At 67.3% G+C, this 15617-nt stretch carries 13 protein-coding genes and 1 riboswitch; of the genes, 5 read left to right on the top strand and 8 right to left on the bottom strand.

The window, feature by feature from the left end:
- Window positions 1-221: 221 nt before the first annotated feature.
- A complete protein-coding gene (locus tag AC5RUJ_RS03225) occupies window positions 222-1325 on the bottom strand; it encodes a VIT1/CCC1 transporter family protein (protein ID WP_494128099.1) in 1104 nt (367 codons plus the stop codon).
- A gap of 417 nt (window positions 1326-1742) precedes the next feature.
- Window positions 1743-3212, bottom strand: coding sequence for a sodium:solute symporter family protein (locus AC5RUJ_RS03220; protein WP_494128098.1), 1470 nt, complete (start codon window positions 3210-3212; stop codon window positions 1743-1745).
- 241 nt (window positions 3213-3453) lie between these two features.
- Between AC5RUJ_RS03220 and AC5RUJ_RS03215 the strand changes: the two genes are divergently transcribed.
- From AC5RUJ_RS03215 to AC5RUJ_RS03205, 3 genes are all read left to right on the top strand, one after another.
- Entirely contained in the window at window positions 3454-4029 is a 576-nt protein-coding gene (locus AC5RUJ_RS03215; protein ID WP_494128072.1) for a helix-turn-helix domain-containing protein, read from the top strand.
- A gap of 281 nt (window positions 4030-4310) precedes the next feature.
- Window positions 4311-5372 (top strand): agmatinase, encoded by a 1062-nt coding sequence (speB, locus tag AC5RUJ_RS03210; protein ID WP_494128071.1) that lies wholly within the window; start codon window positions 4311-4313, stop codon window positions 5370-5372.
- Entirely contained in the window at window positions 5369-7057 is a 1689-nt protein-coding gene (locus AC5RUJ_RS03205; protein WP_494128070.1) for a thiamine pyrophosphate-binding protein, read from the top strand. The genes speB and AC5RUJ_RS03205 overlap by 4 nt, the downstream gene beginning before the upstream one ends.
- 108 nt (window positions 7058-7165) lie before the next feature.
- Here the strand turns inward: AC5RUJ_RS03205 and AC5RUJ_RS03200 are convergent, their stop codons facing one another.
- The gene (locus AC5RUJ_RS03200; protein ID WP_494128069.1) at window positions 7166-7594 is read right to left on the bottom strand and encodes a very short patch repair endonuclease; all 429 of its coding nucleotides are present in this window, start codon (window positions 7592-7594) and stop codon (window positions 7166-7168) included.
- A 148-nt stretch (window positions 7595-7742) separates the two neighbouring features.
- On the opposite strand from AC5RUJ_RS03200, the gene AC5RUJ_RS03195 reads away from it, so the two are divergent.
- Entirely contained in the window at window positions 7743-8687 is a 945-nt protein-coding gene (locus AC5RUJ_RS03195; protein WP_494128068.1) for an aldo/keto reductase, read from the top strand.
- A gap of 80 nt (window positions 8688-8767) precedes the next feature.
- Here AC5RUJ_RS03195 and AC5RUJ_RS03190 read toward each other — a convergent pair whose 3' ends face one another.
- The 3 genes from AC5RUJ_RS03190 to fdhA form a co-directional block, all read right to left on the bottom strand.
- The gene (locus AC5RUJ_RS03190) at window positions 8768-9721 is read right to left on the bottom strand and encodes a M23 family metallopeptidase (RefSeq protein WP_494128067.1); all 954 of its coding nucleotides are present in this window, start codon (window positions 9719-9721) and stop codon (window positions 8768-8770) included.
- A 3-nt stretch (window positions 9722-9724) separates the two neighbouring features.
- Window positions 9725-9901, bottom strand: a riboswitch (cyclic di-AMP (ydaO/yuaA leader).
- A 738-nt stretch (window positions 9902-10639) separates the two neighbouring features.
- The gene (locus tag AC5RUJ_RS03185) at window positions 10640-11041 is read right to left on the bottom strand and encodes a GlcG/HbpS family heme-binding protein (RefSeq protein ID WP_493979553.1); all 402 of its coding nucleotides are present in this window, start codon (window positions 11039-11041) and stop codon (window positions 10640-10642) included.
- 34 nt (window positions 11042-11075) lie between these two features.
- The gene (gene fdhA, locus AC5RUJ_RS03180; protein ID WP_494001723.1) at window positions 11076-12287 is read right to left on the bottom strand and encodes a formaldehyde dehydrogenase, glutathione-independent; all 1212 of its coding nucleotides are present in this window, start codon (window positions 12285-12287) and stop codon (window positions 11076-11078) included.
- Window positions 12288-12556: 269 nt separating this feature from the next.
- Between fdhA and AC5RUJ_RS03175 the strand changes: the two genes are divergently transcribed.
- Window positions 12557-13180 (top strand): FMN reductase, encoded by a 624-nt coding sequence (locus AC5RUJ_RS03175; RefSeq protein WP_494128066.1) that lies wholly within the window; start codon window positions 12557-12559, stop codon window positions 13178-13180.
- Between the two features lie 340 nt (window positions 13181-13520).
- On the opposite strand, the gene AC5RUJ_RS03170 is transcribed toward AC5RUJ_RS03175, so the two are convergent.
- Window positions 13521-14150 carry a superoxide dismutase gene (locus AC5RUJ_RS03170; RefSeq protein WP_494128065.1) on the bottom strand — a complete coding sequence of 210 codons (630 nt, stop codon included), beginning with the start codon at window positions 14148-14150 and terminating at the stop codon, window positions 13521-13523.
- A gap of 225 nt (window positions 14151-14375) precedes the next feature.
- Window positions 14376-15617, bottom strand: a 1242-nt coding sequence (locus AC5RUJ_RS03165; protein WP_494155598.1) for a DEAD/DEAH box helicase, incomplete at its 5' end; no start/stop codon positions are given.

Below are 15617 nucleotides of genomic sequence, written 5' to 3'. Positions count from 1 at the left end.
GACCCGCCGGGGTTCCTGCCCCGTCCCGGCTTCCGGCACAGGCCGGGCCCCGCCCGGCGCATGGCCCGGGCCCTCGGTCGGCGGCCAATTCATGGTCCCCCTCGGCATGGCGGACGGCGGTGCATCGTTGCACCGCTTGCCTCAGGGTAACCAAGCCGTGAGACAAACGGTAGGGGTCTGTCCGGTAACCCGCGGGTGAACAGGACGGGCGGCCAGCGGGGTCAGAGCGCTGTGGTGCCGAACAAGGAACCCAGCAGGTAGGTGGCCAGCGCCGCACCGAAGCCGATCGCCAGCTGCCGCAGGGCCCGCTTGAGCGGCGAGGCCCCGGACAGCAGCCCCACGATTCCGCCGGTGACAAGCAGTGCCACGCCGACCAGCACGAGCGCGACTACCACGGCCGCGGTACCCTGCATGCCGAAGATGTAGGGCAGGATCGGAATCAGCGCCCCGCTCGAGAAGAACAGGAAACTGGACAGGGCGGCATTCCAGCCGGTGCCGATCTCCTGATAATCGTTAATGTACGTTTCCGGCGGCTGCAGGGAGAGGCTCGGATCGCAGTCGCAGTCCAGGTAGCCCATCCGTTCGGCGGCACGGTGTTCGGCTGCTTCTTGGGTCATGCCCCGCGCACGGTACACGAGCACGAGTTCATTCGCGTTCAGGTCCAGGTCCGGCGCTGCCTGCAGGGTGATCTGGGTGGGGCGGGTGGCGGAGAGCAACTCGCGCTGGGAGCGCACGGACACGTACTCACCGGCGCCCATGGACAGTGCGCCGGCGAGGAGGCCGGCGAAGCCGCTGAACAGGATGAATCCACTGGAGACCCCGGTGGCACCGATGCCCATGATCAGGGCAAGGTTCGAGACCAGTCCGTCGTTCGCGCCGAAGACCGCCGCACGGAAGTTGCCGGAGAGCCGGGCTCGGCCGCGGGTGGCCAGGCCGCGGATGACCTCTTCGTGAATCAGTTCGTCGGCGGCCATGGCCTCGGTGGCCGCAGGCTCACTGCCGTAGGGGGAGCGGCTCTCGGCCCGTTGCGCCAGGGCCAGCACGAACACCGAGCCGAAGCTGCGGGCCAGGAACCGCAGCACGGTCCGGCGCAACGAGGGCCGCAGCCTTTGTCCGGCATGCTTGCCCAGCAGATCGCGCCAGTGTTTTTCGTGCCGGCCCTCGGCGTCGGCCAGGGCCAGCAGGATCTCGCGTTCCTCGCCCTCGCGGCGCCTTGCCAGATCGCGGTAGATGGCGGCTTCGGCGCGTTCGTCGGCAAGATAGCGGCGCCACAGCCGGATGTCGGATTTCGACGGCGATGCCTTGCCGTCGGTGTGGGCGTCCATAGGGTCGGGGCCGGCTGGATCGGGGCTCGTTGTCACGCTGCTCCTGAGTCGGACCGGAGACGGTTCGACGATCTCCGGTCAGTTAACCATCAACTGACCGAAGGTCTCGCTCGCCCGGGCGCAGCGGAACAGGCGGTACCTGCCCTGCGCTCAGGTGGACTGCCGGGCCGCTAACGCTGGCCAGTGTGTCGACAGGCCTCCACGCCCAGTGCGCGTTAACCGCGCGGCGGTGGAGCTACTCCCCTTCGCAACCTCCATTGTAGCCGGTCGGGGCGGTCCCTTGAGGACCGCCCTGCCGTCACCGTCTCCTAGCCGGACCCAGGCACCAGCGTCAGCAGACGTTCGGGCAAGGCGCCAGCCTCAGCTGCCGTTCGGGGCAGAGCCCACGCCAGCAGACGTATGTGGCAGCGCACCGCGTCAGCGCGTGGCGACCTCGTCGGGGCCCTCGACCGGGACTTCCTCCGTTGCCTGCCCCGCCACCCGGCGGTCCCACGCCTGGCGCACGGCGGCATCGGTGGGCTTCGTGAGCAGCGACACTCCCACGTAGACCAGCGCGGAGGCGATCAGGCCGTAGTAGATCGGCTCGTTGGCGTAAACGCCGGCATATTGTTCCTCGGCGTTAATCTCCAGCACGATCATGGTGGTCAGCGTGACGATGGTGCCGGCCGCCATGGACCACGCGGCGCCCAGGCCGGTGCCGCGCTTCCAGATCAGGCCGCCCAGGATCGCGACCAGCAGGCCGCCCACCAGGATGTCGTACGCAATGGTCAGCGCGGCGACCACGTCCTGCACCACGATGGCCAGCAGGATGGAGACAGCACCCAGGCCGAAGACCCACCACCGGTTGCCGGCCACATCGTGTTCGGTGTTCTCGTGGTCGTAATGGACGTGCTTGCCGAACCAGGAGGCCACGAACGGCACCACGTCGGCGCGGGCCACCGTCGCCGCGGCGATCAGGCAGCCGGACGCCGTCGACATCATCGCGGCCACGGCCGCGGCCAGCACAATGCCGCCGATGCCGATGGGCAGCAGGTTCATGGCCACGTCCGCGTAGACGTCGTCCTCGACTTCGATGGCCGGCAGTGCCACGGAGGCCGCCATGCCGATCAGGGCGCCGGCGGCTCCGTAGAGGATGCAGTAGATGCCGGCCGTCGCGCCGCCCCAGCGGGCGACCCCCGGGTTGCGGGCGGTGAAGACGCGCTGCCAGATGTCCTGACCGATGAGCAGGCCCAGCGTGTAGACCACGAAGTAGGTGATGATGGTCTGGACGCCGATGCCGGTCAGCGAGAAGAACTCCGCATCGACGCGCGAGCGGATGCCGTCCAGGCCGCCGGCGGCCGACCAGGTGAACGGCAGCATCAGCAGGAAGACGCCGACAGTCTTGATGATGAACTGTGCCATGTCGGCCAGCGTGATGGACCACATGCCGCCGACCGTGGAGTAAATCAGCACAATGGCGCCGCCGACGGCGATGGACAGCCAGCGCTCCCAGCCGAAGAGCACCACCATGATGGTGGCGTACGCCCCGGTGGACGTGGCGCAGAGCATGAGCGTGTACGCCAGCATAACGATGCCCGACACCTTGGTGGCATGCACGCCGTACCGCAGTGTGAGCATCTGTGCCACGGTGTAGATCTTCAACTTCTGCAGGGTCGGGGCGAAGAGCAGGCTCAGCAACAGCACGCCCGAGCCGATCGCGACGACCAGCCACATCCCGGAGATGCCCCACTTGTAGCCCAGGCCCACCCCGCCGACGGTGGAGGCTCCGCCCAGAACGACGGCGGCCATCGTGCCGGTGTAGAGGACGGGGCCGAGACGGCGGCCGGCCACCAGATAGTCGCTGGTGTTCTTGGTGCGGCTTTTGCCCCACCATCCGAAGAGCAGCATGGCGGCCAGATAGGCCACCACGATCACGACGTTGACGATTTGATTGTCCAAGGGAGACTCCAGGGGAGAATAGCGCGGAACACATGCCGAAAATTGCCTGTGGGGCAACAAGTGTTGAGTGTTAAGCTAAATGTGGCACGCGGCACAGGTCAACTCGGCCACGCTGCCGCTGGTTCCGCAGGGGTGGTTCGGCCACCCCTGCATGCCACCTCCGTCAACTCTGCACCGAGAAGGATGATTAGTGAAGGCACTGCCAGTCGAGCCCAGCAATGACCCGGTGGCCATAGGTTCGCGGATCCGCGCCGCACGCCAAGGTCAGCGCATGACCATCGAACAGGTGGCAGATTCGACAGGGCTCACCAAGGGATTTCTCAGCCGGGTGGAGCGCGACCTGACTTCGCCGTCGGTAGCCTCGCTGGTCACCCTGTGCCAGGTGCTGTCCATCTCCATCGGTGACCTCTTCTCGATGCCGGAAACGCACGTCTCGCGCGCGGGGGAGGGGCCGCGGATCAATCTGGGCGGCGAAGGCATCAAGGAGGAGCTGCTGACCGCCCGGCACGAGCGCCGGTTGCAAATCATCCGTGCCGTGATCGAACCGCGGGGCCGCGGGGAGGCCGATCTCTACTCCGTGGACTGCGACGTGGATGTCCTGCACGTGATCGCCGGCAAAATCACGCTGGTCTTTACCTCCGAGCGCTACGAACTCGACGCCGGTGACACCATCTCCTTCTCCGGGCGGGAGCCGCACACGTGGATAAACGAGACCGACGAAGAGGCCATCGTCACCTGGACGCTGGTCCCGGCGGCCGCGCGCTAGTGCCCGTGTTGCGCTGCCGTCCGTGCCGCGGTAGCCGCCAGTGCCGTGTAGCCGTGGCGTCCGTGCCGCGATAGCCGCCGCGCCGTTCCGCGTTGGCCGCCCTGCCGCCTTGCCGCCCGGACCGCGGCCTTGACTGTTACCCCCACCACAAATAACATCACAGGCAACAGATGTTGCACATGAGGCAACCGTCAGTCGGTCGTTCCAGTACGGCACGCAGCCATCCGCGGCTCCGAATGACCGACCCCCAGCCCGCCGCCCGCACCCCTCAGAGGAGAACCATGGAAGAGCTACGTGTGGAAGCCAACGGCCATCTTGGCCCGATCGATTCGTCCCGCATCCCGCGGTACGCCGGAGCCGCCACCTTCGCCCGGCTGCCCCGCCTGGACCAGGTGCAGCAGGCGGACATCGCCGTCGTCGGCGTACCCTTCGATTCCGGCGTGTCCTACCGCCCCGGCGCCCGCTTCGGCGCCAACCACGTCCGCGAGGCTTCGCGGCTGCTGCGGCCGTACAATCCCGCATGGGACCTGAGCCCGTTCGAAGAGGTCCAGGTGGCCGACGCCGGCGACATGGCCGTGAACCCGTTCAACATCAACGAAGCCATCGAGACCATTCAGCAGAACGCCCTCGACCTGACCGCCGCCGGCACCAAGCTGGTCACCCTCGGCGGTGACCACACCATCGCCCTGCCGCTGCTCCGCGCGGCCGCCGAGCGTGCCGGCGGTCCGGTCGCCATGCTGCATTTCGATGCGCACCTCGATACCTGGGACACCTACTTCGGTGCCGAGTACACGCATGGCACTCCGTTCCGCCGGGCCGTGGAGGAAGGCATCCTGGACACCGAGGCCATTTGCCACGTGGGCACCCGCGGCCCCCTCTACGGCAAGAAGGACCTCGACGACGACCATCGTTTCGGTTTCGGCATCGTCACCAGTTCGGACGTTTACTACGAGGGCGTCCGCGAGGTGGTGGCTAAGCTGCGCGACCGGATCGGCGACACCCCGCTCTACATTTCGGTCGACATCGACGTACTGGATCCGGCCCACGCACCCGGCACCGGCACCCCGGAGGCCGGCGGGATCACCAGCCGCGAGTTGCTGGAAATCATCCGCGGGTTCCGCGGCATGAACCTCGTCGGCGCCGACGTGGTGGAAGTGTCCCCCGCCTATGATCACGCGGAGATGACAGGGGTTGCCGGCAGCCACGTGGCGTACGAACTTGTCTCGCTGATGGCCGATACCGCGGCAGGCGGGTCCGGCAACGGCTACAGCGCCCAGGCGCTGAAGCGCGCGGGCGCGCCAGTCGGCGGCGGCAAGGGATCGGATCAGGAGTCCTTCGAATGACAGCAGCAGGCAAAGCCGACTCCACGGCACCGGCCGAACCGACCGTTCGCAACGGCGGGGACCTCGTCGTCGAAACCCTCAGCGCGTTGGGCGCGACGACGGTGTTCGGGATCCCGGGGCAGCACGCCTTGGGATTGTTCGACGCGTTGTCCCGTTCGCCGTTGCGCTTCGTCTCATCCCGGGTGGAGAACAACTCCGCCTTCGCGGCGGACGGGTTCTCGCGTGCCACCGGCGAGGTCGGCGTGCTGTTCCTCTCCACCGGCCCCGGCGCCCTGACCTCGTTGGCCGGGCTGCAGGAGGCCTATGCCACCGGCGTGCCGATGGTGGTCATTGCCAGCCAGATTCCACTGGAAGGTCTGGGCGCGCGCCGCAAGGGCATGCTGCACCAGCTCGATGACCAGAAGGCATCGGCGGCCAACGTCACCAAAAGCCAGCGGTTGATCCAGCACGCGTCCGGCATCCCGTCGGCCATTCAGGACGCGTGGACCGAAGCGATCTCGTCGCCGCAGGGACCGGTCTGGGTGGAGGTGCCGCAAAACGTGCTGCTGGACCCGATCATGGTGCCGCCGGTGGAGGACGCGCTGGCCGAGGCATTCGACAACCCGCCGCGGACCGAGCTGGTTAAGGAGGCCGTGCACTGGCTCTCCGAGGCCAAGCGGCCGGCGATCATCGCCGGCGGCGGCGCCCGCCGGGGCAAGGCAGAACCGTGGCTGCGCTCCATCGCGGAAAAGCTGCGTGCCCCGGTGGTTTGTTCGCCGGGCGGCAACGGCGCGTTCCCGTGGAACCACGAGCTCTCGCTGCAGTCCTGGGTCGAGGACCGGTACGTCACCGACCTCCTCGAAGATGCGGACGTCCTGTTGGTCGTGGGCTCGTCGCTCGGTGAAGTGACGAGCAACTATTTCACCATGGAACCGCGGGGCCGGATCATCCAGATCGACGCCGAACCCCGCGTCCTGGAGTCCAACGGCCCGGCCCTGGGCATCCGCGCCGACGCCGGCCAGGCACTGCAGGCGCTGGACGCTGCCCTCTCCGGCGATCCGGATAACGGACCCGACTGGCACGGCCAAACGCCCGAGCAGCTGGTCAAAGACACCCTGGCCAAGGTCCAGGCCCGCCTGGAGAGCCAGGACCTGGCCAAGGAGCGGACCTTCATGGCGGACATCCGCGAGGCCGTGCCGGACGACATGCAAACCTTCTGGGACATGACCATCTCCGCGTACTGGGCCTGGAGCTGCTGGGACTCGCGCGACGGCGAATTCCACTCGGCGCAGGGCGCCGGCGGCCTGGGCTACGGTTTTCCCGGCGCCATCGGCGGCAGCGTCGGCCTGGCCAGCCAGGGAAAGCCCGCACGCGTGCTGGCCGTCTCCGGCGACGGCTCGGCCATGTATTCGATTAGCGAGCTGGCCACCGTCCGACAGCATGACCTTCCGGTCACCTGGCTGATTGTGGACGACGGCGGCTACGGCATCCTGCGCGAATACATGGAAGGCGCGTTCGGCCGGGCGACGGCAACGGAACTGGCGCGGCCGGACTTCGTGGCCCTGGCACAGGCCTTTGGCGTGCCGGCACGCCGGGTGGCGCCGGAGGATGTCGGCCCCGCACTCCGGGAGAGCTTCGCCGCCGAGGGACCGAACGTCGTCGTCGTCCAGACACTGCTGAAGATGTTTGCCCCCACGCACCTCTGACGCAACGCCGGCGGGGCTCCAGCCACGTCGCCGCGTGCCGCCCGGCCAACAGCCTCTCCACCCCGGGTTTTCTCCTCGGGCGGAGGGGCTGTTGGCCAGTGGGCCGGCTCAGGCGAGGAAAGCGACCAGTTTGTCCTCGAGCGCGGCCAGATCGCCGGTCTTTTTGAACTCGCACTCCCAGACGGTCAGGACCTGCCAGCCGGCCGCCTGCAGCGCCGACCGTTGGGCTTCGTCGCGGGCAGCCGTACGCGTCCGCTTGGCTTCCCAGAAGCCGGCATTGGACTTCGGCGCATGCCGGCCGACCCTGCAGTCATGGGCATGCCAGAAGCAGCCATTGACGAAAATCACTTTTCGCCGTCCGGCGAAAACCAGATCCGGTTTGCCCGGCAGCTTCCCGCCGCGTGCGCTGCCATGCAGGCGGTAGCGGTATCCCTTGGCATGCAGCAGTTTCCGGACCAACAGCTCGGGTTTGGTGTTCTTGCCGCGGATTTTGGCCATGTTGGCGCTGCGCTGCTGCGGGGTCAGCGAGTCGGCCATACGTAAAGTCTAGGGGAGCACGGTACTGCCCGGCGGGCCGCCGGCCGCCCGGCGGCGCCGTTACCGCGTCCGGGGAACGCGTCCGCCGCTGCTAGGTTAAACGTAAGCGGCATGCGAAGGCCGCGCCTTACCTTTGAAAGGACCTTCGATGCGCTTGATCGGCACTTCGGACATCAAGATCTTCCCGCTCGCTCTGGGCGGCAACACCTTCGGCTGGACCTCGGACGAGTCCGGTTCACAGCAGGTGCTGGATGCCTTCACCGAGGCCGGCGGCGACTTCATTGACACCGCGGACAGCTACTCCGCGTGGGTTCCGGGTAACCGCGGGGGCGAATCCGAGGAGATCATCGGCCGCTGGATGGCCGAACGGAAAAACCGCGAATCGGTCGTCATCGCTACGAAGGTGGGCGGTCATCCGGAACTCCAGGGACTGTCGGCGGTGAACGTGGCTGCTGCCGCCGAGGCTTCACTGCAGCGGCTGGGCACCGAATACATCGACCTGTACTACGCCCATTACGACGACGAGGGCACCCCGTTGATTGAGGCGGCCGCCGCGTTCGACGCCCTGGTGAGGGAGGGCAAGGTCCGCCAGATCGGTTTGTCCAACCTGTCTCCCGAGCGGATCGCCGAGTGGATGAACATCGCCCAGCAGAACGGTTTTGCGCTGCCGGTCGCGCTGCAGCCGCACTACAACCTGGTGGCCCGCAAAGACTACGAACAGGGCTATGCTCCGTTGGCCCGCGAACACAACCTCTCGGTGTTCCCGTACTACTCGCTGGCCGCCGGTTTCCTGTCCGGCAAGTACCACTCGACGGATGACGCCGACAGCAGCCCGCGCGGCGGCATGCTCCGTGATTACCTCACGATGGAGGGCTTCGCGGTCGTCGACGCGTTGGAGACCGTCGCCCAGTCGCGCGGCATCTCCCTCACGACAACCGCGCTCGCCTGGCTGCTGACCAAGCCCGGCATTACCGCTCCGCTGGCCAGCGCCCGGACGCCCGAACAGCTGCCGGAGCTGATGGCCGCCACGGACGTGGAGTTGACCGCCGACGAAGTCGCCGCCCTGGACCGGGCGTCGAGGCCCTTCGCCTGACCGGCCCTTAACGACGACGGCGATGCCGGGTGGGCATCGCCGTCGTTGGTGGCGGAAGCTCCGCCGTCGTCAAGGGTGGGTTAGAGCCAGCCGGCCGGATCCACCAATTGACCGTCCTTGACAACCTCAAAGTGCAGGTGGCAGCCGGTGGAGTTGCCGGTGGTGCCCAGCTGGCCGATGGCCTGGCCCTTGGCCACCTTCTGGCCCAGCGAAACGCCGATCGACTGCAGGTGGTTGTAGGTAGTCTTCAGGCCGCTGCCGTGCTGAATTACGATGCGGTTGCCGCCGCCGCCAACCTGCCAGCCGGCCTCGACGACCTTGCCGCCGTCGGCCGCGTGGACAGGGGTGCCGCAGGCCATGGCGTAGTCAATGCCGGTGTGCAGCTCGCCGGCAGCACCGGTGATCGGGTTCTGGCGGTAGCCGAAGCCGGAGGTCTGGTTCATGTTCGGGATCGGAGCGGCCAGCTTGCCGGTGGCAAAGCCGACGGTCTTCGCCTTGGCTGCGGCGGCCTTCTTGGCTGCGGCGGCCTTCTTGGCTGCGGCCGCGGCCTTTGCCTTCTTCTCCGCTGCAGCCTTCTTGGCCGCAGCTTCGGCCTTCGCCTTCTTCTCGGCTGCAGCCTTCTTGGCGGCCGCCGCCTTTTCGTCGGCCTTCTTCTTTTCGGCGGCCTCGGCGGCAACCTGGGCTTCCTCCGACGTAGCCTTGCTGGCTACCTTGGCCCGGTCAAAGCGGATTTCGGCCTCCTGGGCCGCCTGAATCTGCACGGGGCTTTGCTCGGAGGCGCGGTCGGAACCTACGTCGGTAGTGCCGCCGGCTTGGGCCACCGGGACCACTGCCGCGGCCAGGATGCCGGCGGCAACGGCAGCCAAGCCGGTCTTGCGGGCGAGGGAGTAGGCCGCCGGGGATGCTTCCCCTTCGCGGCGGGCAGGGGAGCCCTCGCTGGAACGGGAGATCTTAGCCAGGGCGGAACGCGAGATCTTGGACAGGGAATTCGTGGGGGTGTCGGAACGGCGACGACCGCGCACAGGGTTGTTCACAGGGTTTCCTCTCTTGCGCCTGCGAAGTTAGCTGTCGGATTCGAGCGAGAGTTCACTCGGTCCTGCCGGCAGTCGGAACTCAGTGTCGGACTGTGCCGGTGAGGACTTCACCCCGAGGTGCCCCCAAGCACCGTAAGTGGTTCCTCCGCCCCTGCCTTCGATGTAAAGCTCGATTCTTCTGGTCCGCTGGCAGGGTTAGACGTGCGGACCGGATGCCTACCTAGATAGATAGGAACAAATTCAAAATTACCGGAGCGACACGCGGCGTTACAAATTCGTTATCCGTGTTCCTTGTCACCAGAAGTGCCTCGGTCTAAGGTGATTCCTTGCGGGGCTCCGCTAACGGCCCGGCAGCGCCGCGAACTCCAGATGGATGCATACTCGGCTGGATTACCGGGGAGTGATCGGAGGTTGCACGCCGTTCCCGGGCCGTTAGTGGAGCCCCCGCGCCGGGGAGTGAGCGGAAGTTACACGCCGGGGAGTGTTCGGAGGTTACACGCCGTTCCCGGGCCGTTATCCGGGCCCCGCGCCGGGAGTGTTCGGAGGTTACACGCCGTTCCCCGGCCGTTATCGGACCCCCGCCCGGGAGTAACGCCTCCGCCGGGCAGCCTCCAGTTAGCATTGGCGGCCCGGCGCGCACCAAGCCTTCGCAGTGCTGCTCTCGGGGAAGTGAGCAGTGGATCGTGGCGGCGCAGACTGCGGAAGCGGTGAAGGCCTGCCGTGATGAACGCAACAAGCAGGGGCAGGCATCCGGATGTAGCCGCGTACCGGTCAGTTCGGCTGGCGCAGCAGGCCAAACCCGGCGAGCAGACGCCGAATCCCGGCCGGCGGCCCGGTCCCGACGATCAGGCGCTGACCCGGACTCGGGTCCGCGGCCCGGTGCCGATAATCAGGTGTTGACCGGCTCCGGAGCCAAAACTAGAGTGCCGCCGCTCCGGCCTCCGCCACCGATTGGTCCTGCTCCCCGGAGCCGCCGCTGACGCCGATCGAACCGACCACCTGGCCGTCGCGGGAGAGCGGGATGCCGCCGGCGAAAATCATGATGCGGCCGTGGTTGCTGGCATGGATGCCGTAGAACTGATTGCCCGGCTGCGAGTTGTCGCCCAGGTCCTTGGTCTGGATGTCGAACGCCCGCGAGGTGAAGGCCTTGTTGATCGAGATGTCGATGCTGCCCAGCCACGCCCCGTCCATCCGCACGTGCGAGACCAGGTTCCCGCCCGCATCGGCGACGGCGATGTTCATCGGCTGGCCGATGTCGGCGGCTTTGGCCTCGGCGGCGGCAATGACCCGGCGGGCGTCTTCCAAGGTGACGGTGTCCATGTTTGCTCCTAGGTTCAAGGCCCCGTCGCGGGGCCTAGCTGATGTAACCGTTGGGGTTGAGCACGTACTTTGTGGCGGCACCGGCGTCGAACTCCGCATAGCCCTTCGGCGCGTCCTCCAAGGGGATGGCCGTGGCGTTCACGGCCTTCGCTATTTGCACCCTGTCGTGCAGGATGGCCATCATCAGGCCGCGGTGGTACTTCATCACCGGGCACTGCCCCGTGGTGAAGGAGAGCGACTTGGCCCAGCCCGTGCCCAGCGAGAGCGAGAGCGAGCCCTTCTGCGCGGCCTCGTCGATTCCGCCCGGGTCGCCGGTGACGTACAGCCCCGGGATGCCCAGCGCCCCGCCGGCCGCAGTAACCTCCATCAGCGAGTTCAGCACGGTGGCTGGCGCCTCTTGGGCGTCCTTGCCGTGCCCGCGGGCCTCGAAACCCACCGCGTCCACGCCGCAATCCACCTCCGGGACGCCCAAAAGCTGTTCGATCTGGTCCCTGGGATGGCCCTGGGAGACGTCCACGGTCTCGCAGCCGAAGCTGCGCGCCTGGGCGAGGCGGCCCTCGTTCATGTCCCCGACAATCACGACGGCGGCGCCGAGCAACTGGGCACTGGCCGCAGCGGCCAGCCCCACGGGGCCGGCGCCGGCAATGTACACGGTGGATCCAACCCCCACGCCGGCGGTGACGGCGCCGTGGAAGCCGGTGGGGAAGATATCGGAGAGCATGGTCAGGTCCATGATCTTCTCGAGCGCCTGGTCCTTGTCCGGGAACTTCAGCAGGTTCCAGTCGGCGTAGGGGACCAGCACGTACTCGGCCTGGCCGCCCACCCAGCCTCCCATGTCCACGTAGCCGTAGGCGCTGCCCGGGCGCTCCGGATTCACGTTCAGGCAGATGCCGGTCTTCCGCTCCTTGCAGTTCCGGCAGCGTCCGCACGCGATGTTGAAAGGGACGGAGACGATGTCGCCGACCTTGATGAACTCCACGTCGGAGCCGACGTCGACGACCTCGCCGGTGATTTCATGGCCCAAGACCAGGTTTTTCGGGGCAGTAGTACGGCCCCGGACCATGTGCTGGTCGGAGCCGCAGATGTTGGTGGCAACGGTGCGCAGGATGACTCCGTGCGATACCTGCCGGCCCACGTTGTCTGGGTGGACCCCCGGACCATCCTTGAGCGTGAAACTTGGATAGTCGATGTCGATCACTTCGACCTTGCCGGGTTCCTTGTAAGCCACTGCTCGATTGCTGCTCATGGGGATTCCTCTGATGCGGAAGTCATGGATGGTGGGTGCCACGGTAGCCCTCTTGGATGGGGGCTGGCTAGGGTTGAGGCAGCCTCGCCCCCGCAGTCCAACACCTCTTGTGGCCCGTTGAAGGCGGCTCGTGTGCTTCTTGCGGGCCGACGCCCGCCGCCGAAGCGTGGCGCCCCGCCCTCCGACGTCGGCTCGCCCCGGAATAATCTTCACGATGCCTTGGTTGACCCATCTAGATGCGATTGCATGAACAAACCAGGAGGGTCTCAGTGTCAGAGCGCAAGATCGTTGTTATTTCCGCCGGACTCGGCGTTCCGTCCTCGAGCCGGATGCTGGCTGACCAATTGGCTGCCTCTGCCGTGGACCAGTTCCGCCTGAAGGGCGTCGAGGCCGAGGTCCGACTGGTGGAGCTGCGTGACCACGCCGTCGATATCGCCAACAACATGGTGACCGGCTACGCCGCGCCGAAGCTGGACGAAGTGCTCAAGGCAACCGTGGCAGCCGATGCGCTGATCGTGGTGACCCCGGTCTTCAGCGCCTCCTACAGCGGGCTGTTCAAGTCCTTCTTCGATGTGGTCGAGCCGCGCGCGCTCGCCGGCAAACCGGTGCTGATGGGCGCCACCGGTGGCAGCGCCCGCCACTCGCTGGCCCTGGACTACGCCGTCCGTCCGCTGTTCAGCTACCTCCGTGCCCGCACGGTACAAACCACGGTCTTTGCCGCACCGGAGGACTGGGGCGCCGGCGAGGCGGGAACCGGCGGGCTGTCGGAGCGCTCGGACCGGGCGGCCGCCGAACTGGTCGACCTGGTGGAGGGCGCTCCGGTAACCGAGCGCGGCCGTGGCGGCGTCGAATCCAAAAGCTTCGAGGAGATCCTCGCCAGCGTCGGCCACTGAATGAGCGCCTACCGCTGAGCAAGACGAAGGCCCGGTCGGGAGTGGTCCAGCGATGCGCACCCGCGCAGCGTCACCACCCCGACCGGGCCTTTGCCGTGGCTAAAAACGTTCCGGTTGGTCATCGCTGCTGATGCCGTCGGCCTCGAACAAGTCCTGGTCGTTGACCGTCGATTAGGTCGGCTTGGTGCCCGGCGCCGTGCGCAGGACGAGCCTGCTGTCGGGGCGGCCAAAGGAAGTCATCGACACACATCTTTAACGATGAGGCACCGCCGTTGAGCCGGTTGTCCGGCTCAGCGGCGGTGCCTGGGTCATCTCCGTGCCCGAGCACGGTTGGCCAGTGTTACTTGGCCGGGGTGATCAGCGAGGAAGCGCCGGAGCGGGCGGAGTCGAAGCGGGCTGCGACGTCGGCCCAGTTGACGATGTTCCAGAACGCCTTGACGTAGTCGGCCTTGACGTTGACGTAGTCGAGGTAGAAGGCGTGCTCCCACATGTCCAGCATCAGCAGCGGAATGGTGCCTACCGGGATGTTGCCCTGCTGGTCGTAGAGCTGCTCGATGACCAGGTTGCCGCCCAGGGGTTCGTAGGCCAGCACGGCCCAGCCCGAGCCCTGCAGGCTCAGCGCTGCGGCGCCGAAGTGGCCGCGGAACGCGTCGAAGGAACCGAAGTACTCATCGATGGCGGAGGCCAGTTCGCCGGTGGGCTTGTCGCCGCCTTCCGGGGAGAGGTTCTTCCAGAAAATCGAGTGGTTGGTGTGCCCGCCGAGGTGGAAGGCCAGGTCCTTGGACAGCTTCGGCACGTTGCCGAATTCGCCCTTTGAGCGGGCGTCGGCCAGCTGCTCCAGCGCGGTGTTCGCGCCGGCCACGTAGGTGGCGTGGTGCTTGGAGTGGTGCAGCTCCATGATCCTCGCCGAGATGTGCGGCTCCAGGGCCGCGTAATCGTAGTCGAGCTGGGGCAGTTCGTACTTGCTCATGTTCTTCCTCTCGTCGGAATTACTGTGCGGAAACTACTCAGTGCACACTTCCAGCCGGCACGGACAACCGGTGGTTGGCCCGCCAAGCTGCCAATCCTCATTCAAACATGACCGAGGCTGGCACCGTAGCGAATTTCGCCACTGACGTAGCCGCGCATCCGCAGCCTGTCGGGCGGTTTGACCCCTGAGACGACATTCCACATCCAGAGAGCGGGCGCGGTGAGGTCAATTCGTGCAGTCGCAGAGCCCCGCGAACGCCCCCAGCTCCTCCAGCCCGGCGGGCCGTGCCGGCAGGTAGTCCGTGAGGGCGCGGGAACGCACGATAACCGCCCGCCACTGCCCGCGCGAGACAGCCACGTTGTTCCGGTTCCGGTTAAGCACGAATTCCATTCCGCGCGGCGCCTCGGACGCGGCGGACACCGCGGTGGAAACGATCACAACCGGCGCTTCCTGGCCCTGGAACTTGTCCACCGTGCCCACCCGGACCTCCGCCAGCCCGGCGCCGTCCAGCACGGAACGGATCAGCTGGACCTGGGCGTTGTAGGGTGCCACCACGAGGATGTCCGTTCCGGCCAGGGGGCGCGGCCGTGCCGTGCCGTCCGTACGCCAGGGCAGGCCCAGATGCCGGCGGACCTGGGCCAGTACCTCGGCGGCTTCTTCGGGCGACGACGTCGCGTTGCCGTGGTGGTTCACGTACACGCATTCCACCCCGGGCGGAGCTCCTTCCAGCCGCCGCAGCGCGGCGGCCGGCGCCGACTTGAGCCGCCCCTCGTAAGCCAGGACGGAGACGGCCTGGCACAGGTCCGGGTGCATGCGCCAGCTCAGGGCGAGGAAATAGCCCAGCTCCGGCGGCAGCGTGGCATGGCCGTCAGAGAGCCACCCGAGTGCCGACTCGTCGACCGGTTCCGGATGCGTTCCCTGGGTCACCTGGGGCAGCTGCTGCGGATCACCCAGCAGCAGCAGGCGCCTGGCGGCCCGGGAGACGGCCAGCGTGTTGGCCAGCGAGAACTGACCGGCTTCGTCGATGACCAGCAGATCCAGCGACTTCGGCGGGACGGCAGACCCCGTCATGGTCCATGCCGTGCCGCCAATCAACGCGCCCCCGGGGGAGGCGAGCAACCGGGCCACATCGTCCGTACTCCGGTTGGTCCACGGCAGGTCGTGGTCGCCGTTGGGTTTTTTGGCAACGACTTCCGGCGGCACGCCGGCCTTCTCGATGGCGGCGCGCAGCATGTTGTCGACCACGGCGTGCGACTGGCCGACGACGCCGACCTTCCAGCCCCGGGCCACCAACCGGGCGACGGCGTGCGAACCGACATAGGTCTTGCCGGTACCCGGCGGTCCCTGAACCGCCAGGTAGGAATCGTCCAGGTCGGCGACGGCGGCGGTGATCGCGTCCACGTAGCCGTCGGGGTGGTCTTGGACCTCGGGCAGCCGCGCCAGCGTTGCCAGCCGCGGCGGGCGACG

It is taken from the genome of Arthrobacter sp. Y3223164 (assembly GCF_059091005.1).
Note: the sequence above shows the minus strand (reverse complement) of the source record. Positions and strands in the feature narration are given on the sequence as shown.

Excerpts from the sequence above, each read along its gene's own strand:
- AC5RUJ_RS03225 (WP_494128099.1), bottom strand. The coding sequence starts at position 1,325 with ATGGACGCCCACACCGACGGCAAGGCATCGCCGTCGAAATCCGACATC.
- AC5RUJ_RS03220 (WP_494128098.1), bottom strand. The coding sequence starts at position 3,212 with ATGCTGCTCTTCGGATGGTGGGGCAAAAGCCGCACCAAGAACACCAGC.
- speB (WP_494128071.1), top strand. The coding sequence starts at position 4,311 with ATGGAAGAGCTACGTGTGGAAGCCAACGGCCATCTTGGCCCGATCGAT.
- AC5RUJ_RS03205 (WP_494128070.1), top strand. The coding sequence starts at position 5,369 with ATGACAGCAGCAGGCAAAGCCGACTCCACGGCACCGGCCGAACCGACC.
- AC5RUJ_RS03200 (WP_494128069.1), bottom strand. The coding sequence starts at position 7,594 with ATGGCCGACTCGCTGACCCCGCAGCAGCGCAGCGCCAACATGGCCAAA.
- AC5RUJ_RS03195 (WP_494128068.1), top strand. The coding sequence starts at position 7,743 with ATGCGCTTGATCGGCACTTCGGACATCAAGATCTTCCCGCTCGCTCTG.
- AC5RUJ_RS03185 (WP_493979553.1), bottom strand. The coding sequence starts at position 11,041 with ATGGACACCGTCACCTTGGAAGACGCCCGCCGGGTCATTGCCGCCGCC.
- fdhA (WP_494001723.1), bottom strand. The coding sequence starts at position 12,287 with ATGAGCAGCAATCGAGCAGTGGCTTACAAGGAACCCGGCAAGGTCGAA.
- AC5RUJ_RS03170 (WP_494128065.1), bottom strand. The coding sequence starts at position 14,150 with ATGAGCAAGTACGAACTGCCCCAGCTCGACTACGATTACGCGGCCCTG.